The organism is Hydrogenophaga palleronii, assembly GCF_031457455.1.
Classification (GTDB): domain Bacteria; phylum Pseudomonadota; class Gammaproteobacteria; order Burkholderiales; family Burkholderiaceae_C; genus Hydrogenophaga; species Hydrogenophaga palleronii_A.
The window spans coordinates 29,589-51,233 of the sequence record NZ_JAVDWU010000001.1 but is presented as its reverse complement, the minus strand read 5'-3'; the positions used below and the strand labels follow the sequence as shown (position 1 = coordinate 51,233).

The 21,645-nt window shown below is 64.6% G+C and carries 22 protein-coding genes; 14 read left to right on the top strand and 8 right to left on the bottom strand.

The window, feature by feature from the left end; genetic code table 11:
* The first annotated feature begins 59 nt into the window (after window positions 1-59).
* Both J2W49_RS00290 and J2W49_RS00285 read left to right on the top strand, forming a co-directional pair.
* Window positions 60-992 (top strand): LysR family transcriptional regulator, encoded by a 933-nt coding sequence (locus J2W49_RS00290; RefSeq protein WP_310310355.1) that lies wholly within the window; start codon window positions 60-62, stop codon window positions 990-992.
* The gene (locus tag J2W49_RS00285; RefSeq protein WP_310310353.1) at window positions 989-1,309 is read left to right on the top strand and encodes a hypothetical protein; all 321 of its coding nucleotides are present in this window, start codon (window positions 989-991) and stop codon (window positions 1,307-1,309) included. The genes J2W49_RS00290 and J2W49_RS00285 overlap by 4 nt, the downstream gene beginning before the upstream one ends.
* 39 nt (window positions 1,310-1,348) lie before the next feature.
* Here the strand turns inward: J2W49_RS00285 and J2W49_RS00280 are convergent, their stop codons facing one another.
* Entirely contained in the window at window positions 1,349-1,909 is a 561-nt protein-coding gene (locus J2W49_RS00280) for a pseudouridine synthase (RefSeq protein ID WP_310310351.1), read from the bottom strand.
* Between the two features lie 154 nt (window positions 1,910-2,063).
* Here J2W49_RS00280 and J2W49_RS00275 point away from each other — a divergent pair, with 154 nt between their 5' ends.
* Both J2W49_RS00275 and J2W49_RS00270 read left to right on the top strand, forming a co-directional pair.
* Window positions 2,064-2,342, top strand: coding sequence for a DUF2789 family protein (locus tag J2W49_RS00275; protein WP_310310349.1), 279 nt, complete (start codon window positions 2,064-2,066; stop codon window positions 2,340-2,342).
* A gap of 27 nt (window positions 2,343-2,369) precedes the next feature.
* Window positions 2,370-3,278 carry a YihY/virulence factor BrkB family protein gene (locus J2W49_RS00270; protein WP_310310347.1) on the top strand — a complete coding sequence of 303 codons (909 nt, stop codon included), beginning with the start codon at window positions 2,370-2,372 and terminating at the stop codon, window positions 3,276-3,278.
* A gap of 52 nt (window positions 3,279-3,330) precedes the next feature.
* On the opposite strand, the gene pcp is transcribed toward J2W49_RS00270, so the two are convergent.
* The 4 genes from pcp to J2W49_RS00250 form a co-directional block, all read right to left on the bottom strand.
* Window positions 3,331-4,023, bottom strand: a complete 693-nt coding sequence (gene pcp / locus J2W49_RS00265) for a pyroglutamyl-peptidase I (RefSeq protein ID WP_310310345.1) — start codon at window positions 4,021-4,023, stop codon at window positions 3,331-3,333.
* Between the two features lie 65 nt (window positions 4,024-4,088).
* Window positions 4,089-5,270, bottom strand: a complete 1,182-nt coding sequence (locus J2W49_RS00260; RefSeq protein WP_310310343.1) for a zinc-binding metallopeptidase family protein — start codon at window positions 5,268-5,270, stop codon at window positions 4,089-4,091.
* The gene (locus J2W49_RS00255; protein WP_310310341.1) at window positions 5,267-6,145 is read right to left on the bottom strand and encodes a DUF3014 domain-containing protein; all 879 of its coding nucleotides are present in this window, start codon (window positions 6,143-6,145) and stop codon (window positions 5,267-5,269) included. The genes J2W49_RS00260 and J2W49_RS00255 overlap by 4 nt, the downstream gene beginning before the upstream one ends.
* Window positions 6,146-6,230: 85 nt before the next feature.
* A complete protein-coding gene (locus J2W49_RS00250) occupies window positions 6,231-7,175 on the bottom strand; it encodes a M14 family metallopeptidase (RefSeq protein WP_310310339.1) in 945 nt (314 codons plus the stop codon).
* A 192-nt stretch (window positions 7,176-7,367) separates the two neighbouring features.
* Here J2W49_RS00250 and J2W49_RS00245 point away from each other — a divergent pair, with 192 nt between their 5' ends.
* The 4 genes from J2W49_RS00245 to J2W49_RS00230 all read left to right on the top strand — a co-directional run bounded on the left by J2W49_RS00245 (window position 7,368) and on the right by J2W49_RS00230 (window position 10,904).
* Complete coding sequence (locus tag J2W49_RS00245) at window positions 7,368-8,003, top strand: EcsC family protein (RefSeq protein ID WP_310310337.1); 636 nt, start codon at window positions 7,368-7,370, stop codon at window positions 8,001-8,003.
* A 140-nt stretch (window positions 8,004-8,143) separates the two neighbouring features.
* Entirely contained in the window at window positions 8,144-8,641 is a 498-nt protein-coding gene (locus tag J2W49_RS00240) for a hypothetical protein (RefSeq protein WP_310310335.1), read from the top strand.
* A gap of 77 nt (window positions 8,642-8,718) precedes the next feature.
* Window positions 8,719-10,215: a glycoside hydrolase family protein gene (locus tag J2W49_RS00235; protein WP_310310333.1), complete on the top strand. Its 1,497-nt coding sequence runs from the start codon at window positions 8,719-8,721 to the stop codon at window positions 10,213-10,215.
* Between the two features lie 56 nt (window positions 10,216-10,271).
* Entirely contained in the window at window positions 10,272-10,904 is a 633-nt protein-coding gene (locus J2W49_RS00230) for an MSMEG_1061 family FMN-dependent PPOX-type flavoprotein (RefSeq protein WP_310310331.1), read from the top strand.
* Between the two features lies 1 nt (window position 10,905).
* On the opposite strand, the gene J2W49_RS00225 is transcribed toward J2W49_RS00230, so the two are convergent.
* Window positions 10,906-11,694, bottom strand: coding sequence for a tRNA-uridine aminocarboxypropyltransferase (locus J2W49_RS00225; RefSeq protein ID WP_310310329.1), 789 nt, complete (start codon window positions 11,692-11,694; stop codon window positions 10,906-10,908).
* A gap of 36 nt (window positions 11,695-11,730) precedes the next feature.
* Window positions 11,731-12,624: a DMT family transporter gene (locus J2W49_RS00220; protein WP_310310327.1), complete on the bottom strand. Its 894-nt coding sequence runs from the start codon at window positions 12,622-12,624 to the stop codon at window positions 11,731-11,733.
* A 154-nt stretch (window positions 12,625-12,778) separates the two neighbouring features.
* Between J2W49_RS00220 and J2W49_RS00215 the strand changes: the two genes are divergently transcribed.
* From J2W49_RS00215 to J2W49_RS00195, 5 genes are all read left to right on the top strand, one after another.
* A complete protein-coding gene (locus tag J2W49_RS00215; RefSeq protein WP_310310325.1) occupies window positions 12,779-13,642 on the top strand; it encodes a LysR family transcriptional regulator in 864 nt (287 codons plus the stop codon).
* A 43-nt stretch (window positions 13,643-13,685) separates the two neighbouring features.
* Window positions 13,686-14,060 (top strand): DOPA 4,5-dioxygenase family protein, encoded by a 375-nt coding sequence (locus J2W49_RS00210; protein ID WP_310310323.1) that lies wholly within the window; start codon window positions 13,686-13,688, stop codon window positions 14,058-14,060.
* Window positions 14,061-14,272: 212 nt separating this feature from the next.
* Window positions 14,273-15,256: a porin gene (locus J2W49_RS00205; protein WP_310310320.1), complete on the top strand. Its 984-nt coding sequence runs from the start codon at window positions 14,273-14,275 to the stop codon at window positions 15,254-15,256.
* A gap of 181 nt (window positions 15,257-15,437) precedes the next feature.
* Complete coding sequence (locus tag J2W49_RS00200) at window positions 15,438-16,574, top strand: AI-2E family transporter (protein ID WP_310310318.1); 1,137 nt, start codon at window positions 15,438-15,440, stop codon at window positions 16,572-16,574.
* A gap of 244 nt (window positions 16,575-16,818) precedes the next feature.
* Window positions 16,819-17,901, top strand: coding sequence for an SEL1-like repeat protein (locus tag J2W49_RS00195; RefSeq protein WP_310310315.1), 1,083 nt, complete (start codon window positions 16,819-16,821; stop codon window positions 17,899-17,901).
* Between the two features lie 77 nt (window positions 17,902-17,978).
* On the opposite strand, the gene J2W49_RS00190 is transcribed toward J2W49_RS00195, so the two are convergent.
* A complete protein-coding gene (locus J2W49_RS00190; protein WP_310310313.1) occupies window positions 17,979-20,162 on the bottom strand; it encodes an Ig-like domain-containing protein in 2,184 nt (727 codons plus the stop codon).
* A gap of 252 nt (window positions 20,163-20,414) precedes the next feature.
* Here J2W49_RS00190 and J2W49_RS00185 point away from each other — a divergent pair, with 252 nt between their 5' ends.
* Entirely contained in the window at window positions 20,415-21,635 is a 1,221-nt protein-coding gene (locus J2W49_RS00185; RefSeq protein WP_310310311.1) for a hypothetical protein, read from the top strand.
* Window positions 21,636-21,645: the final 10 nt, after the last annotated feature.

Sequence of the window (21,645 nt, the reverse complement as noted above, 5' to 3'; positions counted from 1 at the left end):
ACTGTTTGGATATTCCAAACAATCTCCCGGGCGTGCCGGGGGGCGCAGCAGGAGCAGAGATGGACCGGTTCGATGCGTTGCAGGCCTTCGCCCGCGTGGTGGAAGCCGGCAGCTTCACCAAGGCGGCGCAGACGCTGCACATGAGCAAGACCACGGTGACGCAACTGGTGCAGCAGCTGGAGGCGCGGCTGCGCGTGAAGCTGCTGAACCGCACCACGCGGCAGGTGAAGGTCACCGCAGATGGCGCCGCCTACTACGAGCGCGTGGTGCGCGTGCTGGCCGACCTGGAAGACGCCGACACCGGCCTCTCCAGCGCGTCCACCACGCCCAAGGGCAGGCTGCGGGTGGATGTGCCCAGCCCGTTTGCCCGCATGGTCATGTTGCCGGCCTTGCCCGCGTTTCACCTGCGCTACCCGGACATCCAGCTCGACATGGGGGTGAGCGACCGCATGGTGAACCTGATCGGCGACAACGTGGACTGCGTGCTGCGCGGCGGCGAGATCACAGACCCCTCGCTGGTGGCCCGCCGCGTGGGCGACTTGCCCATCGGCGTGTATGCGGCGCCCGGGTATCTGGCGCGGGCCGGCCAGCCGCTGCACCCCCGTGATCTGGTCGACACCCACCACCGTGTCGTGGGTTTTCTGAGCACGCGCAGCGGCAAGACGCTCCCCATCCGCATGCGACACGGCGCCGCTGAACAGATTGAGGTACAAGGCCGGTATGTGGTGGCGGTGGACGATGGCAATGCCTACCTCGCCGCCGGTCTGGTGGGCATGGGCATTCTCGCGATGCCGCAATACATGACCGCAGAACACGTGGCCCGTGGCGAACTCGTGCCCTTGTTCGAGGGCTGGCAATGCGACACCATGCCGATGCACGTGGCCTACCCACCGAACCGGCACGTGAGCGCCAAGCTGCGCGTGTTCATTGACTGGGTGATTGAACTGATGGCCATTCACGCACCCATGCCGAATCAACACACACCAGCATGAGTCGCCATCACAACGTCTACGTCGTCGAGCTGTCCCGGGACGTGCTGCTGGAGCACAAGTTCAGGAAAAACAACCCGGACTACGTGAGTGGAAAGCCCTGCGTGTATGTGGGCATGACCGGACTGGACCCGGACGTTCGTTTTGACAAGCACAAGGCCGGCATTCAGGCCAATGCCTACGTGCAGAAATACGGCCTTCGCCTGCTACCGGACCTGTACGAGGGCTTCAACCCCATGCGCTACGAAGACGCCGTGGACAAGGAGATCGAGATCGGCATCGACCTGCGCTCGGCCGGTTTTGGTGTGTGGCAGGCCTGAAAACCCAGCCCCCAGCATCATCCCGAAACGCCCAGCCACTCAGCCCCGGTAGGCCCCAGGTACCAGGCTTTCCAGCGCGTGAGGCCCAATGGCCGCGCGAATCAGGCGCAGCGTGGGATGGCCTGTGGCGGCGGTCATGCGGCGTACCTGCCGGTTGCGGCCTTCCGTGATCACGAGCTCGATCCAGCTGGTGGGTATGGCCTGGCGAAAGCGCACCGGTGGATCGCGCTCCCAGAGCGAGGCTGGTTCCGGTATCGCGCGTGCACGGGCCGGCCGGGTGAGTCCATCGCTCAGTTGAACGCCCTGGCGCAACGCCATCAGCGCGTCGTCGTCTGGCGTGCCCTCCACCTGCACCCAGTAGGTTTTTTCCATTTTGTGGCGTGGGTGGCTGATGCGGGCTTGCAGCTGACCGTCGTTGGTCAACAGCAGCAGTCCTTCACTGTCGGCATCCAGCCTGCCGGCCACGTACACGCCAGGGACGTCAATGAAGTCCTTGAGCCCGCGCCAACGGCCTTCGGGGGTGAACTGACTCAGCACGCCATAAGGTTTGTTGAAACAGATCAAGCGGGTGGCGCGCGGTGCGCCAGGGTTCGTTGCCATGGTGGTCAGCTTAGCATCGGCAAGAGGCGTCGTAGGAACTGTCCTACACCCTTTCGACCTCGCGGCCGATGACACAGTGGCGCGCCGTCTGCGAGCATGGTCCCAGACATTACCGCTTGCACCAGCCAGTTGGCACCACCCCGGAGGATTCCCCATGGACACCACGACCCATCGAACCTTGAACGATCTGTTCGAACAACTGGGGCTGCCTTCGTCAGACGCCGACATCCGCCAGTTCGTTGCGCGCCATGGGCCTTTGCCCGCTGAACAAGCCCTCACGGAAGCGCCGATCTGGTCCGACGCCCAACTGGCTTTTTTAACCGAAGCATGGCGGGCCGACGATGGGGACTGGGCACTCCCATTCGACGAACTCAATGTGATGTTGCATGACCATCCGGACGTGGATGACATGCCCAACGCCAACCCGTCGTGATGCGCATCTGCGCATGGCCATCAACTCATGAGTCAGGCGGAAGTTCGCTCCACCCAGGCCGGGCCACAGGCACTCATGCGCACCATTTGGCGCGTGGTGGTGGATGCGGTGGGCAGCTTCTTTCGACATGACTCACCCGCGGCCGGTGCCGCCCTCGCCTTCTACACCCTGTTTTCTCTGGCTCCCATGTTGATGGTTGCCATCGCCGTGGCGGGCCTGGTCTTTGGTGCAGAAGCGGCACGCGGTGAGTTGTTCAGCCAGATCGAAGGGCTCATTGGCACGCAGGGTGCCACGGCGGTGCAGGGGCTGCTGGCCAATGTGGAGCAGAAGGACCAGGGGGGATGGGGCGCGATGGTGGGCGTGGGCCTACTGCTGTTTGGTGCCACCACCGTGTTTGCCCAACTCAGGGCATCGCTCGACACGCTGTGGCACGACACGGACTGGTACCGCGAATCCGACGCAAAGGTGCCGTGGTGGAGCTTGCTGCAGGCCCGCCTGACCGCGTTCGGCACCATCCTGGCCATCGGGTTCCTGCTGCTGGTGTCGCTGGCGCTGGACGCGGCGCTCACGGCCTTGGAGCCGATCTGGCAAGCGCACCTGATCGGCTGGCCCACCGTGATGCGTGTGCTGGCGCTGGTGATTTCCACGCTCCTGTCGGCCGCCCTTTTCGCTGTGCTCTTGCGATTTCTTCCGAGCGTGAGTGTGGCCTGGCGACACGTCTGGATTGGCGCCGCCATCACGGCGGCCTTGTTTGCGTTGAGCCGGTGGGCCATTGGCTGGTACATCGGCACCACGGCCGTGGACGGGGGCTACGGCGCCGCCAGCTCACTGGTGGCCGTGCTGGTGTGGGTGTACGTCTCGGCCCAGATCTTCCTGTTCGGCGCAGAGATCACGCGAGCGGTGGCGGTTCACGAACACCGCGCACTGAACGCCTGAGTGGCGCCAGCCGGTTCGTACGGTGCGGGCGATGCTGACATACCAAGCCGCTTCAGTGCGTGGTACCCGCCCGCACGCCCACTGCAGCCCCAGGCTTGCCCTGAACCGCAACCGCGCAACGCAGCGCCAGACGCAAGCCTTTGACAACGTCTTCCAGTACCATGTGCGGTGTGCCTTGCTCTGGCAACCAGGGCACGTGCACGAAGCCGCCTCTCGTGCGCCGCAGCAGGCGGTTGTTGGCGAGCATGTGCATCAGCCCGTAGAACACGTGGTTGCAGACGAAGGTGCCTGCCGTCTGCGACACCTCGGCGGCGAGGCCTTCGGACTGCAGCGCCACCAGCATGTCCTTGATGGGCAGGGTGCTGAAGTAAGCCACTGGTGCTCCATGCACCACCGGTGTGTCCACAGGCTGGGCGCCAGCGTTGTCTGCGATGGGTGCATCGTCCACGTTGATGGCCACGCGCTCCAGTGAGATGGCCCTGCGCCCACCGGCCTGCCCCACGCAGACCACCAACGCGGGCCGGTGCTGTCGAAGCAGCGCGTACAGGCTTTTCAGCGACTCGCCATACACGGTGGGCAGGCGCGCAGCAACCACCTTGTGCCCCAGGATCTGACGCCCGCCCAGCGCCTTCACGGCCAGCCAGCTGGGGTTGAGGTCTGCGCCCCCAAACGCGTCGAACCCGGTGAGCAGAATGGTTGGTTTGCGTTGTTGGACCAGAGGGGGAGCGGGCTGGCGTGTGGACATGGCGCCAATGTAACGCAGGCCCCGAAAACCTGAAGCCAGGCTGAATGCGGCAATGGCCTGGGCGCTCAGGCCTCGCCCGCGCCAGCCTGTGACCGCTTGCGCTGCACGATCTCGTGGACAAACTCCAGCTTGTTCAGCACCGGCGTGGTCAGCGCAAACGGGTAGGCATCTTCCTGGCCCAGGCTGCGGTTGAGGCTGTTGAGCACCAGTGAAACGCCCATGCCCTGATTGAGCAATTCGACAAGGCCTGCCGCGGGAGGCGACGCGGCATCTTGCGTGGCAGCGAGCCCGGCCATGGCCTCGTAGGGGTCAAGGCATTGCACAGCAAAGGGGCCCTCCGGGCTCTTCAGCGTGAACGCCATCTGGTAGTTGGCTGCGGTTTCCAGCAGGTCCATGAGGTGCAAATAGTGGGCCCAGGTCTCGGCCCAGTCTTCCCAGGGGTGCGAGGTGGCGTAGCTGCTCACAAAGGCGCTTTGCCAGTCGGCCCTGGGCTGCTGGTAGTGCTGCTGAAGCGCCTGCGCATAGTCGAGTGTCTCGTCGCCAAAGACTTCCCGGAAGTCGTTCAGCGCCTGTGGGTCATCCTGGAAAAACTGATCCCAGAAGTAATGCCCGACCTCGTGTCGAAGATGGCCGAGCAGCGTGCGGTAGGGCTCGTGCAGATCGATGCGGCGACGGATGCGTTCGGCGTCGTCTGCCTCGGCGATGTTGATGGTGATGAGCCCGTCGTCGTGGCCTGTCATGACGGGAGGTTCACCCGGTATGTCTTCCAGAAATTCGTACACCGGCGTTCGCACGCCGGGACCGCCTGACACGCCCTCCTCCAGCCCGAGCTTGGCGAGTGTGTAGAACAGGCGTCGCTTGGCGTGTTCGATGGTGGCCCAACGCTGCAGGTTGCCGGGCATGTCGAGGTTGGGAATGATGCGGGTCTGGCGGCACGACACGCAGTAGGCATCCGGGTCGTCGTCTGCAACAAGAAAGTTGCAGGCCTGGTGGTCGGTGTGGTTGCGGCAGAAACGGAATGTGCCAGACGGCAGTGATTGCTCAGACTCAGGGTCACCCGCCACCTGCCAGCGGCTCGGCCCATCGGCCGCTTGCGCATCGTCGTCTTCTGCCTGCTCTGGTACGGGCGCGACGGCAAGCAAGGTGAGCGACCGGGGTTCGAACCCGAGGGCGTGCTGACAATTCAGGCAGACAAGATCGTTGAAAAAGACCAGGCTGCGGCAATGGGAGCATTGAAAGGTTTTCATCGGCGGGCGATGCGCTGACGAAGGTCCACGAGTTTCGCTTGTAGCCGGCGGTGGTTGTCCGGCCCGGTGCGCAGCAGCATCTTTCGCCCCGCCGACAGGGACTGCAGCGCCGGGTCGGCAAACTCGTAGCGCGTCCACGGGCGTGTGGATGGCACCTCGCCCTTCACCTCCAGCAGCGTGACGGCCAGTGGCCCGGATTGCACCGGCGTGGCAATCAGATGGTCGAGCACCTGCACCACGCGGTCGTTGAAGTAACGACCCGGAAAGCCCAGCTCTTCATAGGCCTGCTGAAACAGGGGGTAGAGGCTGCGGTACACCGCCACGGCCTGGGCCGTGTCCACGGATTCCACCATGCGCACGATGGGCACGTAACGCTGGCTGTTGTCGGGGTGAATGGTTTCTGCAACACCCCCCTCCTCCTTCAGCGTCATGAAACGCCGAGGCGAGGGATTGACGGGCCAGACCGCCGACGGTGCCGTTTGTCGAGGCAGGTTGTCCACGGTGGCCACCACGCGCCTGACGAATCCGTCGAGCTGCAGGAAGGTGAGCACGTTCTGCTGGCCGATCAGGCCAGAGAGCCGTCCGCTGACATGATCGTCAGACTCGTCGAGCCCGGGCAGGGCAACGGCTTCGCTCTCGGTCTCTACCGCCATCTCTTCCACCGGGTGCTCGATGCCGGCGGGCGCATCTGCCGCAGGAGGGGCTGGTGACGGCGCTTCTGCAGCAGGCTGCGACGCTGGATCGGCTGGCGCAGGTGCCTCGGCCACAGCAGGTACTTGGGTTGACTGGTAATACCGCCAGCCAAAAAAGCCCGCGAAGACCAGCACCGTGAGCGCAACAAAGGAGATGGGTAGCCAGGGTGTGGGGCGGTTCATTGCCTCGTGACCTTGTTCGAGTCAAAGAGGCTTTCCATCCTACACCGGAGCCCTTCGGCCCCGCACAGGCGGGGTTAACGCAATGTCACAACATGTCTGCCGACGCTCGCTGCGCCGCGACCACAAATGCGATCGCTGCACGCACCGCTTCCACCTGGGCCGCGATGCACTGTTCAGGCGTGGCGATGGCGCTGTCCGGGTAGACCTCCGTGGTGGTCGTGTAGCGCGCGCCGGTCACGCCGGCGCAAAGGCCGAGCGATTTGAATGGGTAACGGATCACGCCGGGCGCGACCATGGGGGAACCAATGATCTGGCCGTCGGCATCGGCCGGGGCAATGTGGGTGACCTTCTGGACCGCCGCGATGATGGCCTGCTGGAACGCCGGCTGCGGGTTCCCGGCGTCGTCCACCAGATAGAAACCGTCTGGAATGGTGCCGGGTTCAAACGGCAGGCCATCGCGTGCAGCCAGCGCCGGACGGTATTCGGACTCGTCGGTGTCGGTGGTCTCGTGCAGGTCGATGTGGGCGGTGAAGCGCTCCGCAAGGGAGGCGATCAACTGCATGAGCGCAACGGACTCCTGCGCGGGGCTGCTCTCGCGAAACGAGCGGTTGGGATCGATGGCATCAAAGTTCCAGCGGTGGACGCGTTCGTAAGACCATGGGCTCACGCAAGGCACCACCAGCAGGTTGACCGCTTCGGAAAGCGGCTGGGCATGTTGATCGACAAACTGCAATGCGCCGTGCACGCCACTGGTCTCATACCCATGCACGCCCCCTGTGACCAGCACACAGGGCCTGGCGGCTTGCCAGTGGCGCGAACGGATCGCCATCAACGGGTAGTGTTCGTCGCCGTAGCGCACCTCCCCATAGGTCGACACATCAAAACGCGAACGCAGCGCATCGATCGCGTTGAGCACGTCGGCTGCGTAGCTGCGCTGTTTCATCTGCCGGGCGCGCCACTCGGCGAGCTCGGTGGCACCCCAGGGCTGGCCTGGGGTTCCGATGGGGTAAGAATCGGGCGTGAGGTTCATGATGTGCATCGTGGGGGGTTGCGCGACCACCTGCCACGCGATGGAGCAGGCGTCCATCGCATTATGAGCAAGGCATCTGAACCCGGGTTGGTGCTGCGTCAGACAATCAAGGGCACACTTCTCCGTCAGCGCCGCATCCATACGCCACACCAGATGGATCGAACTGCGGACCCATCCTTGCCAGGAGTCGCCATGCCCGCCAAACGCAAACCAGTCACTTCCACTGCCCCTGATGGGGATTCCGAACCCGGCCTCATCGCCAAGGCGGTGCTGTCGGTGATGGGCAAAGTGCCCAGATCGAAGGAGCAACGCAGCCAGACCCCACTGGACGACGCACGCAAACGCGCCAATGCCACCGCCGCAAAGGCCGCACTAGCGGCCGGGGCGCTGGCGCTCCCACCTGGCGTGTTGGGCTGGTTGACCATCCTGCCCGAGATGATGGGGGTCTGGAAGATGCAGAGGCAGATGGTGGCCGACATCGCCGCGCTGTATGGCAAACAGGACACGCTCACACCCGAGCAGGTGGTGTACTGCCTGTTCCAGCACACCGCTGCGCGGGGCGTGCGCGATCTGGTGGTGCGCATGGGCCAGCGCACGGTGGTGCGGCGTGCGTCGCCGCTGCTGATCCGCACCCTCTCGCGCCGCATCGGCAGCAAACTCGCGCAGCGCACCCTGGGCAGAGGCGCGGCACGCTGGGTGCCGATCGTGGGCGCGGTGGGCGTGGGGGCGTACGTCTACTACGACACCGCCCAGGTCGCGTCCACCGCCATGGACCTGTTCGAGGGCGTCATTGAGGTCGAAGCCGAGGTGGTGGACAGCGACGACTGACGCAACCCCACACTTGGGGACGCTGGTTGCGCCCTGTTGCAACCAGCGCCCGGAAGCCTGCCTCATGCATGCCTAAAATCGCCCCACAACAAACACAGGGAAGGGATGGCGTGAGCACGATTTGTCAACACACACAAGGCATGCGCTTACGGCACGCGGCAGCAGGAGCGCTGCTGATGCTGGGCAGCGCATTCACTCAGGCAGGCGAACCCGCCCATTTCACGGGCACCTGGAGCGTCGCCTGGTGCGACAAGGCACGGCCCGATCAGGCATGCGGTGGCTTTACGGCTCACTTGCTGCAGCAGGGTTCCAGGCTCTGCGGTGCACACAGCGGCGCCACACCCAATCTCTCTCGACTGGACGAGGGCGGCGACCTGTCCATCGTGGGCACCGTGGTGGCTGACACCGCCGTGCTCACGATCCGCAGTGGTCGCAACGACAGCGTCCACCTGGTCACCGCTCGCCAGCACGGCGGGACACTGGACTGGCAACTGATCGACACCGTGCTCAGGTCCGACACGGACACCGAGGTCATCCCAACCAGGGAAAAGCTCACCAAGGCGGCAACGGTGACGCCTGCACAGGGCTTTGATGGCATGCAGAAGGCCTGTCTGGCCCACTGGCAAACAGGCCGCTGAGCCTGTGCGGCGCCAAAGAGCGCACGCAGCGCTGGCCAAGAGCCGGCGCGCAATCAAACAAGATCAGGGATGGATCAATGAACTTCGTGAACATGGACCGCGACACCTACGCGGCGCGCCTGCAATTGACGATTGCAGAAACCGAATCACTGCACGCCCGCGCCCAGGACGTGGGCGACGGCAAAGCCACCATCGGCTGGGGCTACACCTTCAACCGCAACGACAACCACGCCATCTGGCAGGCGTCGGGCATCAGCCTGACCGCGGCGCAGTGGCGGGATATCCGTGCGATGGATGCCGCTGCGGCGCAGGACAAGACCCGGCTGGGCCTGGCATTTGGCCGCGAGCTCGACGTGGCTGAAGCCAACCAGTTGCTGGTCGCGTCTGCGGACACCTACGCCACCCATGCCGATGCGCTGGGCATGCCCGATTCGCGCGAGCGGCTGGCATTGATCTCGGTCACCTACAACCGAGGCGTGGGCGCCATGCGCGGGCACGCGTTGCTGGATGCGATTGGCAATGGCGATCGCGCCGAAGCCTGGTACCAGCTTCGCTACAACTGCTGGGGCTCGAACACGCAGTACGAAGCGGGCCTGCGCAAGCGTCGTCTCGTCGAGGCACAGGTGTTGGGACTCTACGATGACCCGGCCAATGTGGCGCCGGAAGAAGCACGTTCGGTGTTCCGCATGGTGACGCAGCACCGCGATGTCATTGAGACAGTGGAAAGGCGGTTTGGTGAAACGCTGGGTGGTCAGCCTGGCCTGCGCGACCTGCGGGCCTTGGCCAACCGTGACTACCCGGGCGTGACCGGCACGTTTGGTCAGGTGCCCACGTTGCGCGAATCGCTGGAGCCCGCCAGGCTGGCGCTGCTGGCACAACTGCGCGGGGACCACCCACACCTGGCCGAGGCCTTGGCGGATGATCGCATCGACATCGCGTCGATCCATGTGGATCCAGGACCAGATCGGCGCATCGTCAACACCGTCTTGCAGGGCGGTCAGGGCATGGATGTGTTCCTGCTCCAAGATGGCGCCGTGCTGCGCGATACCGATGGCCAGGGCATGCTGTTCTGGAACGGGCGCGCCCTCACCGGCAGCACAGACGCAGGCCTGGCCTTCCGCATGCAAGACGGTGAGCTTTCTGTCACCGACGAGCGCGGCCAGTCGGTGCGCGTGGAAAACTACACCGGCGGTCTGGGCTTGCACCTTCCGCTCCTGATGGAGCCGCGCGGGAGGGAGGATGCACAGGCCGCCCCGGCGCAACCGCCATCGCCCTGGTTGGCGCAAATGGCCCAGCCACTGAGCGCAGCGGGCTATTCACTGCATGAACAGCAGCGCATCGCCAGCGCGTGGGAACAACATCTCGCGCGGCACGCCCACTTGGGCGCATCTGACCAAGTGCTCTTCAGCCACGACGGCGAGTCGATTGCGGCTTTGCACGGGCACGTTCTGTCAGAAATGCAGATCCGGGACGCGCTTGCGGTGCAGGACGCGCCCATCCGCCAAACGCACCACGGTGAACAGACGAACATCAACGAATTCGTCAACCCACCCGCGCAGCGGCGCCTGGCCTGAGTCGGGCGCTTCAGGGACAATCGCCCTTGCCCTCGGCTCATACCTCACCCAACCCCATGCCCATCACCACACCGGAATCGCTGCGAGCGCTGTACAACCCGATCGGTGAGCGCTCGCGCAAGAAGGAATTGCCCCGACTGGATGAACACATCACGCGCTTTGTGCGCCTGTCTCCGTTGGTGGTGATCAGCAGCAGCGATGCCAACAGTGGTGCACATGATGCGTCGCCACGGGGTGGCGCGCCGGGCTTTGTGAAAGTACTCGACGCGCACACCCTGCTGCTGCCAGACGCGCCTGGCAACAACCGCCTCGACACCCTAGAGAACATCGTCAGCCACGGCGCAAGTGGCGCGCCGGTGGGCCTGCTGTTCCTGGTGCCGGGGGTGGACGAGACCTTGCGCATCAACGGCCGCGCCTGGCTCAGCACCGACGAAGCCGACCTTCGACAAGCTGCCGAAGCGCACCGCCTGCCCAAGCTGGTGGTGCGGGTGTCGGTACAGAGCTGCTACCTGCACTGCGCCAAGGCGCTGATGCGTTCGCAGCTTTGGGACGCCTCCAGGCAGGTCGAACGCTCTGCCCTGCCCAGCATGGGTGAAATGATGCGCGACCAGATCCGCGCGTTCCATGGCGAGGAGACCGTGGCCGAATCGCAGGCGCAGATGCTGGAACGCTACCGGCAAACGCTTTAGATCAGACTACAACAGGCTGTGCCATCAGCTCCCGCAAACACTGGTGCGCAGGGCTGTCCCTGTCCAGCGGCAGATTGCGTTTGACGCTGAGGTAGTGCGCGCCAAACACCCCCAGCCAGGCGGCCAGCAACTGGGCTGTGTGCTCTTCACCCGCCAGCAGCAGGCACAACGCAGCCACTTCGGAGGTGCAGAAGTGGTGATCGTGCGCCGAGCGGCGCAGGCGGTAGGTCGAGATGTGTTCCGGGTGCAGGCTGAGCACCGGCAAGGCGTCGAGGTAGGGGCTCTTGCGAAACATTTTTCTCGCCTCCGCCCAGGTGCCGTCGAGCAAAACGAACAGCGGCCTTCTGACCGGCTCTGCGCAGGCCTCGCCAGGTGAAGGCAATCGATCGAGCACCACCCGTCCCGGGGCCACGAACTCGCCCGGGAACACCACATAGGGCTGCCATTGCGGATCCGTCAGCAATGCCGTCAGCTCAGGGTCCACCGCCGTGCGCGACCAGCCAAAGGCATACGTATCGGCCACCAGGTCGGCCACCAGCCAGCCGGTGTTGCTTGGCTTGAGCGCCTCGATGTCGCCCATGATCAGACACACGCCCGCGCGCGTTGGCCCGGCAACAGGACGAAGATCGCAAATGCAATGGCTGGCGATCAAACGGCAGCCGCCACAGCGCCCGGCTCCAGAACCTCGGGCCACATAGGGCTTGCTGCTGGCGGCCAGGCGCGCACTGCGCAAGCGGGAAACGGCGTGACCCAGGTCGACCAAATCGGACGAAGAAGAAAGAAGCTGCATGCAGGCAATGTATGCGAGGCCAGCCACGAACGGTGTTCAGGGCCGCAGCTTTTCGCGCGCAGCCACGAGCAGACTCGCCAACAGCAGGGTACCGCCCGTGAGCTGGATGCCACTGAGGGTGCGGCCGTAGACCAGGGCGTCGAACACAATGGCGCTGGCCGGGTACACGAACTGCAGCAAGGCCATCCGCCCGGCGGGAAGGCGCGATACGCCGGTGTACAACAACACGTAGGCCAATCCGGTGTGCACCACGCCCATGCCCACCAGCCAGCCCCAGGCCGGGCCGGGTGCGGGCCATCCCTGCATGAAAGGCCACCAGGCGAGTGCGACCGTGCCAGCCACGCACTGCCACCAGGCCATGACCAATGGGCTTGCGCCATGGGCCCGGCGCAACAGCAGCGGCGCCAGGGCGTAAGCGAGGGCGGCGCCCAGCGCCAGGGCCAAGCCGCGCAGATCCATGGATCCGGCATTCTGAGAGCCCAGCACCTGATCCAGAACGCCCGTGGCCAGCCCGAGTCCCGCCAGTGCAACCAGCGCCACGCTCCACTGCCGGCGGCTCACGCGCTCGCCCAGCCAGACCGAGCCGATCACCATGATCAGAAAGGGCTGCACATGCACCACCAGCGTGGCCACCGACATGGAGGTTCGTGGCACCGCTTCAAAAAACAGGACCCAGCTGAGCACCATGAGCAAGCCGCCCGAGATGGCCAGCGCGGCGTCGCGACGGCTCAGGCGCAACTCAGACCAGCGGCTCGAAACAGCGAACCAGAGCGTGAGTGCCAGCAGGCCAAAGAAGCAGCGGAACCACACCGCCGTGAGGGCCGGCTGGCCAGCCTCTTCAATGAAGACGCCGAGCGTACCCAGCAGCAGACCACCACCCACCATGAACCACTGGCCCGGTCGATGGGGCGCCAGGTCTTGGCGGTACAAGGGCGCACGGACCTCTCCAGTTGGCATGGATCGGCGCAGAGCCGACGACTCGTCTTGCAATGTCATGTCCACATGGTCACAGGTGGAACGCCGATTCCAAAGCGGATAATTCGGATCCTGATCATTCGAAAAACGAATTCAAAGGATGCATCCAATGGCACGCACCGATCTGCAGGTGGACTGGCTTCGAGCTTTTGTGGCGGTGGTCGACAGCGGATCACTTTCTGCAGCGGCCCCGCAGGTGCACCGTTCGCAGTCCGCGGTCAGCATGCAATTGCTCAAACTGGAAGAGGCCGTGGGTGGTGCGGTGCTGCGCCGCGGGCCGCGCCACCTGAGTCTGACGCCACTGGGCACGGAATTGCTGGGCCATGCACGGCGCCTGCTTGCGTTGCACGCAGAGGCCGTGGCTGCACTCGCCGGGCCCACGCTCTCAGGCCAGGTGAGGCTGGGTGTGCCCGATGACTACGCCGCTACCTACCTCACGCCGGTGCTGCGCAGCTACGCCGCACGCCACGCAGCGGTGGAAATCGTGCTCGACTGCGAGCAGTCCACTTCTCTGATTCCCAAGGTGCAGCGTGGCGAGCTCGACCTGGCGCTGGTGTCGCGTGACCACGCCCGCCGTGGCACCCTTCTGTTCCAGGAACCGCTGGTCTGGGTGGGCTCACCGCAGTTCGAGGTCTGGCGCCAGACACCTTTGCCGATTGCCGTCTACGAGCCCACCAGCCTGGCGCGCCAGTCCACCATCGCCGCACTCACTGCACAGGCGCGTGCCTACCGGGTGGTCTACAACAGCTCCAGCCTGCCAGGGCAATTGGCTGCGGTGGAAAGCGGCCTGGCGATTGCCGTGCTCACACGCTGCAGCGCCCCACCCCACCTGTTGATTCTGGGCGAACGCCAAGGCCTGCCACCGCTGGGCCACATGGATGTGGCGGTCTATCGCAGCAAGGCTTCCCGAGCCAATCCTGCGGTGTCGGCTCTTTTTGAGCAGGTGCTGCAGACTTTGCAAAAGGCGGGCTGAAAGACGGTAGATCTCTGTCGGCAGGCATGCCATCATCTCGCCCATGAACGACAGCGCCACCCCCACCACCATCATCCACGGGTACCACGCCCACGTGTATTTCAACGCCGAGACCCTTGCGCAAGCACGCGCGCTGTGTGAGGCCGCTGCGGCCCTGTTTCCGTTGAAGATGGGGCGGGTCCACGAAAAGCCGGTCGGACCACACCCTGACTGGAGCTGCCAACTGGCGTTCAAGGCAGCGCTGTTTGCCGATGTGATTCCCTGGCTGACACTGAACCGCAAAGGCCTGGTGGTGTTCATTCATCCGATCACCGGCAACGACCTGGTCGACCACCGCGACCGCGCCCTGTGGATGGGGGCCGTCAGACCGCTCGACCTGAGCGTGTTGCCCGAACACTCTGAAACCTACGACCTGTAGGCGGCCCCGGGGCGCATCAGACGAGGCGGTCAAAACCCGCGTCTGCTCTCACTTACAGAGCACCGTAATGAGCCACGTCGATCGAAAATGACCGAAATGTAATTTTCGTGAAATGGCCCTGACACACGCTGTAACTACTCTCAAGCAGTCCTCTCGCACGGTGCAAGGGGAAGGGCCCACAGGCCCACATTCAATCCTTTGGAGTACTCAGCATGAAAAAGAGCATCGTCGCTCTGGCCGCCCTGGCCTCTTTGACCGCCGCCGGCACCGCCGCCGCGCAATCCAGCGTGACCCTTTACGGACGCATGGACGCCTCGATTGGTTCCGAGCGCGTGGACGACGTGAGCACCACCAAGCTCTACAGCGGCAACCTGACCACCAGCCGCCTGGGCTTCCGTGGTTCGGAAGATCTGGGCGGTGGCCTCAAGGCCAACTTCCAGCTTGAGGCAGCGCTCACCGTGGACGATGGCACCGCTGGCAGCCTGAAATTCAATCGGGCATCGTGGGTCGGTCTGAGTGGCGGCTTCGGTGCGGTGCGCGCCGGTCTGCTGGACAGCGCCTACAAAGACATCTACGACATGGGCAACAGCAACAACGTGTTTGACTCTGCCTTCACCCCCACCAACATTGCCTACGCTGGCGTGGGCAACTACACCAGCCGTCCCAGCAACCACCTCCGCTACGACACCCCCAGCTTCGGTGGCTTCTCTGCCAGCGTTGGCATTGCGCTTGATGAAACCGCTGGCGTGTCCAACGACACCAACGCCATGAACCTCCGCTACCGCGCCGGTGGCCTCGACGTGGGCCTGGGCCTGCAAAAGCAGAAGAACAGCGTGGTGGCCGACGAACGCGACTACCGCGTGCTCGCTGCTGCCTACGACTTCAAGGTTGTGCGCGTTTCCGGCCAGTACCAGTTCGCCGAACAAGGCAACGGACTGGAAGACAAGGAATACGCCATTGGCGTGACCATGCCCCTGGGTGCCTTCGAACTGTCTGCCGGCTATGCCATGGGCAAGTCTGAACTGAGCGGTATCACCACGGAAGAAGGGAAGGCCTTCTCGCTGGGTGCCACGTACGCGCTGTCCAAGCGCACCAAGCTGTATGGTGGCTACCTGGATGGCGAAGTGGAAAACGGTGTGGGCACCGTCACCACCGATCGTCGTCTGTTCGCCCTCGGCGTGCGTCACGACTTCTAACCGTTCCCCGTTCCCGTTCTCCAAGGTTTTAATGCCCTCCACCTTCACGGGTGGGGGGCTTTTTTCGTCTGGACTGTGAAGAAAATGACACGGACCTGGCTCACGGCCTGAAGGGCAAACCGAACTAACATCGGCCAGTTGCGCGCATCGCGCCCTTCTTCACACGCCTGTTGACGCACACATGCCTGAATCCCCCCGCACATCCCCCGGCCCCATCAGCCTGCTGCTGAGCGCAGCGGCATTGGTCATCGTCATTGGGGGGTTGAAGATGGCCGCCCCGGTGGTGGTGCCTTTCCTGCTCGCGGCCATGTTGGCTACGGTGCTCATGCCGCCCCTGAACTGGCTCACACGCCGGCGCGTGCCGTTGCCGGTGGCCATGGTGTTGCTGTCGTTCGGTCTGGTGTTGATCTGGTTGCCGCTGGCGGCCATCCTGGGCAGCTCTTTTGACGACTTCTATGCGGCCCTGCCCGGGTACCAGGAGCGCGTTCAGGCGATGGTGATCTCGACCACCAACTGGCTGCAGGGCAAGGGCATCGACGCGGGACGTACTGCCGTGCAGGACCTGCTAAACCCGGCGGCGGCGCTCGGTTTTGTGCGGCAGATCGGTGGCGGCATCGGCACTGCGTTGGCCAATTTTTTCCTGATTTTTCTCACCGTGGTCTTCATCATGCTTGAAGCCGCCGGGTTCCCGGAAAAGGTGCGCAGGGCCCTGGGTGACCGCACCGATGTGCAAGGTTCTTTTCAGGAGTTTTCTCAGCGGCTGCAGGAGTACATGCGCATCAAGACAGTGGTGAGCCTGCTCACGGGTGGCACTATTGCCATCTGGCTGTGGCTGGTGGGCTTGGACTTTCCGTTGCTCTGGGGCGTGCTGGCGTTCCTGCTGAACTACGTGCCCAACATCGGCAGCATCATTGCGGCCGTTCCAGCCGTGCTGTTGGCCATGGTGGCACTGGACCCGACCGGTGTGGTGCTGGTGCTCACGGGCTTCGTGGTCGTCAACATGGTGTTTGGCAATGTGGTCGAACCGAAGATGATGGGCAAAGGCCTGGGCCTGTCCACGTTGGTGGTGTTCCTCTCGCTGGTGTTCTGGGGCTGGGTGCTCGGTCCGGTCGGCATGCTGTTGTCCGGCCCGCTGACCATGGCGGTCAAGATCGCTGCGGAAAGCGACGCACGCACCCGCTGGTTCGCGGTGCTGCTGGGGCCGGGACGCGAAACAGCCGAAACGCCCTCTGCTACCGGCGGGCAGCCCGCACAGGTGAGCGACGTGCTGGCCAAGCCGGACAGTGCCGCACCCACCGCAAGCAAAGACAGCACCTGACCCGAACACCCTTCTGCATCAACACCCGCACATGCGTCCCACCATGTCCATGCACACCCATTCGAAGCACCCGCTGGTGCCATTGGCATCGTTCCGCGTCAGGCTCTTGTGGGTCGCCAGCGCGGTGCTGATCGCAGGGTGCCAGACCTCACCCCACACTTCGCCGGAACCCGTTCCAGCACCTGCAGCGGCAGCAACACCTGCTCCTGCTCCTGCTCCTGCTCCGGCTCCGGTGCCTGTACCCGTGCCAGTGCCTCAACCGCTCACGGCACCCGCCACCCACGCGCCCGAGCACTGGGTCATCAACGGCCAACTCACACCTGCTGGCATGGCCCTGCGGGACAAGGGCGTGGAGCAGTTCAAGGTGCATCAGGACGCTGCGGCGTTTCAGAGCTGGTTGCCCCTGGCGGAAGCCGGCCATGCAGAGTCGCAGTTCAACGTGGCGGTGATGCTGCAAATGGGTGGAGCCGTGACGCAGGACGTGCCCGCCGCCCTGCGCTGGTTCGAGCGTGCCATCGAGGGCGGCTACGCTGGGGCGCACTGCAAGCAAGGTGATCTGCTGCTCAAGCAGCGGGACGATCCCCTCCACAGGCAGCGCGCATTTGCCGCTTACCTCAAGGGTGCCACCCTGGGTGAGGTGGACTGCATGCACAACACCGGCGCGTTCATGCTCAACGGCTACGCCGGTGCACGCGATGTGGGCGCGGGCATGCACTGGCTCACGCGCGCGGCCGAAGCCGGCAAGCTGGAGTCGCAGTTCCAGCTGGGATCGGCCCATCTGCATGGCACCTACACGCCACCCGATCACGAAAAGGCGCGGCATTGGCTGACCAAGGCCGCCGACGCGGGTCATGTCAACGCCACCCACGACCTGGCCTCCATGTGGGAAGAGGGCCTGGGCAGCGAAGCCAACCCGGCCATGGCCGCGCCGCTGTACCAGCGGGCTGCGGAAGGTGGCCAGTCGCGCAGCGCCAACAACCTGGGCCTGATGTACCGCAATGGGCGCGGCGTGCCCGTGGACCCGGCGCAAGCCGTGAACTACTTTCAACGGGCAGTCGATCTCAAGAACACCGAAGCCATGGTGAACCTGGGCGACATGCACTACCTGGGACTGGGGGTGCCGGCCGACGCGGCCCGGGCCGCCGCCCTGTACCAGCAGGCCGCTGACGCAGGCCTGCCCTGGGGCGACTGCCGCCTGGCGGCCTTGCTGCGACACGGCGAAGGGGTGGCGGCCGACCCGCAGCGCGCAGACGCCCTGCAGGCCCGCGCGCACGAGCGCCTGCCCAGCGCCAACTGCACCACGCCGCTGTCGCGCCTGTTGCGCTGAAGCCAAGAAGGAAAAAAGGGGCACGGTCGTCCGTACCCCTTTCATTCCCTGCACGCCTGGGAAGCGCGTTGTCGGGTTCAGGGAATGAAATTCAGACCCTCGGGCAGTGGCGGAACAATCGGCACCTCAAAGAACGGCCCCGGACCATCAGGATCGATGACCAGCGCACCGTTGCTGGCAAAGAACTCGGCCATCTGGATCTGCGCACCGACGGCGTAAGCCTGCCCTGCGGCGGAGCCGATGTTGGTGAGGAAGGTGTGCGGGTTCTTGCTCACCGCGTTGTTGGCCGCATAGGCCAGATCGTTGCGGAAATAGGTGGTGCGGTCCTGCAGCTCACCTGCGCGCACGATCGCGGTGCTGGTGGGGTTGGGCACCGTGGTGTCGCCCTTCGCGAACTGAATGATCACCGGCTTGGCGCGGTGGCCATGGACGGGCTGCTTGCGGATCAAAGGCGCATACGACACCGGGTTGCCTGATTGCTGGACCCATTCCGTGCGGTCCAGCACCTCGGCGATGGCCAGGGCGCCCGGCACGTCGTTGGTCACCGGTGGCAGGTCGCGCAGCGGCATGTTCTCGTTGAACACCAGGTTGAACGGAAACGGCACGCCCGGCAGCGGCGGCAGGTTGAGCAACTGCGGCTGGCGAGAAGCCAGTGCGCCCGCGGTCAGCAGGCGGAAACCGCCCAGGCGGGCCACCTCGGTGATCGACCCGCCGGGCACGTTGGGCACACCGGCCTGGATGTTGGGCTCGACCCCCAGCAGCATGGTGCCGTAGATGCCGCCGAACGACTGGCCCGCGTAGTAGATGCGCCTGGGGTTCAGGTCGGTCTGGCCGTCGCCGTCCACGTCCATGCCCACTTCAACCTGACGCACCGTCTGCACGAGGTCGATCACGGTCTGACGCAGACCATCGCGGCTGCCGATGATGTCGAACGGCGCGGCGGCATTCACACCCTCGGTGGACTCGATGTTGCCGTCGCCGTTCTGGTCGAAACCGCGGCCACCGGCGGGCAACGACACCGGCAAGCCACTGTTGCGAATCACGTTGAGGGTGCCCAGTGGTCCTCCGGCGTGGCCCACCACATTGATCGACAGTGTGGCCAGGCCACGGGACGCAAATACCGATGCGACGGTCCAGGGAGCGCCATACATGCTGTCTGTGAAGCCGTGCCCGAAGATCGCCACCGGCCAGCCACCGTTGGGGGCGGTGCCACTGGGAAGGAACAGCTGGAACACCAGCTCATGGCTGCCCTGAGGTGACGGCCTGCCGGTCAGCGAAGGCGTGGGCGGTATGTAGCGGGCCGCTGTCTGGTAGTTGGGCGACGAGAACTTGCCATAGGCCACCCGTCCCACGGCGCCGCTCACCACGTCGAGTGCCGGTGTGGGCAGGAACGAAGGCGTGAACGCCTGCACGCCGGTCTGCCGGTTGAACTGGATCGCCTGGATGTCTGACACCGGAAACACGGTGCGCACCCCGCCAGCAGCCGATGCGCCAATCTCGAAGCTGGCCGGTGCGGGATTCTTCGCCTTGATCTGGCGCATGACATTGACCAGATCGCCGGTGGTGGTCTGGGTCGTGAACAGTGAAGCAGCCACCACATTGAGACCCCTGCTTCGGCTTCGCACGGCGTTTGTGGCATCACGCAGTTCGCGCTGGTAGTCCAGGTCGCCCTGCTGAAAAGGAGCGCCCCTCGTTGCCTTGTCCTTGCCTTTGCCATGACCCTGGCCCGGCCAGCCTTGCAGGGAATCACTGATCTTGAGCTTTTTCCCGCTGGCGTCGCGCACACCGTTGGTCACCACCACCACATAGCGTGAGCGTTCGGCCAGGAGTTCGTCGGGCTCAAAAACCAGTGTCTTGCTGGCGGGGTCCCAGAGCACCTGATTGATACCGACCTTCTGACCAAAACCACGCAAGGTCAAGGTGTCGCCCAGGTTGTAGAGATACACGGTGTCGCTGGTCACGGTCGACACGTCGATGTCGCCGGTGAAAGGGATGGTGATGCGCGGCTGCGTCGAGAAGCCGTCGAGAGTGTTGATCACGTCAATGTCGGCACAGTCATTGACCCGCACCGCACAGTCGGGTTTGGGCAGGTTGACCCGGCGGAAGGTGGCGTTGGAAAAATCGAGCACCGTGAGGCGATTGCTCGGGAAGGGGCTGTGTGCGCTGTCGTAGCGCACCGAAACACCGTCGGCCAGGGCGGCCACGGGAATCCACACAAACGCCAACATGGCCGCGACCGGGCGGGCACGCAATAAGAACATGTGATGTCTCCTGGGTTGTGACCGCCTTTCAGACGGTGCTTTTTTGAGGCGGGGCGCCGGCTAGTTTTATAGAACTTCATGCTTCATAACGCCAGCGGCTCCTCGCGTATACCCTGAGCCTTGCAGGCGACTTCCGGTCGCCTTCGGGACATGTTCAATAGCCCATCCAGGGGGTTTCAGGAGGGGCCCAAGAGCGGGCTGGACGTGACATATGTCGCAGAAGTGTGGCATCTGTCGAACCATAATCCTTCGATGCCTGTTTCCGAAGTTGCGATCTGGTCGGCCATGCTGGGGGGGTTGCTGACCCTCGCAGGCCTGGCGCTGGGCGACGTGATCAACCACCGCACGGTCGCCGCTGCCCGCAACCTGATGTTCGTGGTCTTCACCGGCGCCAGTTGCGTGGTGATGACGGGCTTGCTGGAAGCTTTTTTCCCGTTTCTGCCGGGTCGGTTGATGGTCGTGCTCAAGGCCAGTCTGGGGCCCATGGCCGGCGCCATGGGTCTGTATTTCATTGGGACCTGGCTGGGCGGTGTGCGCGAAGATGCGCAGGTCCACAAAATCACGACCTGGGGCGCCAGTCTGCTGCTCTTTGCCGGCATGGCGCTGGCCCTCACGGCCACGCAGGCCGACCTCGCACATGTTCGTCCCCTGCTCATCAGTGCGGCGGTCGTGAACATGGTGCCCGTGTTGCTGGCGCTGTCGGCCGTCATGCGCGCCACTCAACTGGGCGATCCACTGGCACCCTGGATGTTGCTGGCGATTGCCTGCCTCGCCGCCATGGTCCTGGGCCACTATCTTCATGGTCTGGATGCTCCCGGGCTGGGCATGGTGTCCCAGTTGTTCACGGCGGTCATCACGGTGACCTTCTTCCTGATCGCCTCGGTGCTGGGCGTGATCCGCAACCGGCAGGCCCGTCTGCTGGCCCGGCTGTCGCGCCTGGAGCCGGGATCGGACGCCGCCACCGGTCTGCACACCGGTGCGGCGCTGATTGCCGACATGGAACACGCCTTCTGGAGAACCGCCCGCCTGCAGGGCGAGTGCACGGTGGTGTGCCTGCACCTGAACAACCTCTACGAACTCACCGAGACCGGTGGCTCCACCATCGAGCAGCAGATTCAGGTCACCGTGTCGGCCCGGATCCGCAGGGCAGCGGGATTCCGGTGCGTGGTGGGGCTCTACCACCCCCGCTGCTTCGTGGTGGTGATCTACACCGACCGCCATCAGCCTCCCGTGAACGAAACGGTGGGACGCCTTCGCAACATGGTGGGTCAGCCCATGATCGTCACGGACGGCAAGCACACACGGCAGGTGTTCAGGCCCAGTCTGGGCATGGGCGTGGTCACGGTGGACCCCACGCGCGCTGCGCCGCTGGACGTGCTCAATGACGCCGAACACAGGGCCGTGGCCGATGCGTCCGCGAATCGCCCGAGCATCGAAAACGACGTGCTGACCGCGCCCTCACCCCTGAGCTGAGGCCTCGTTT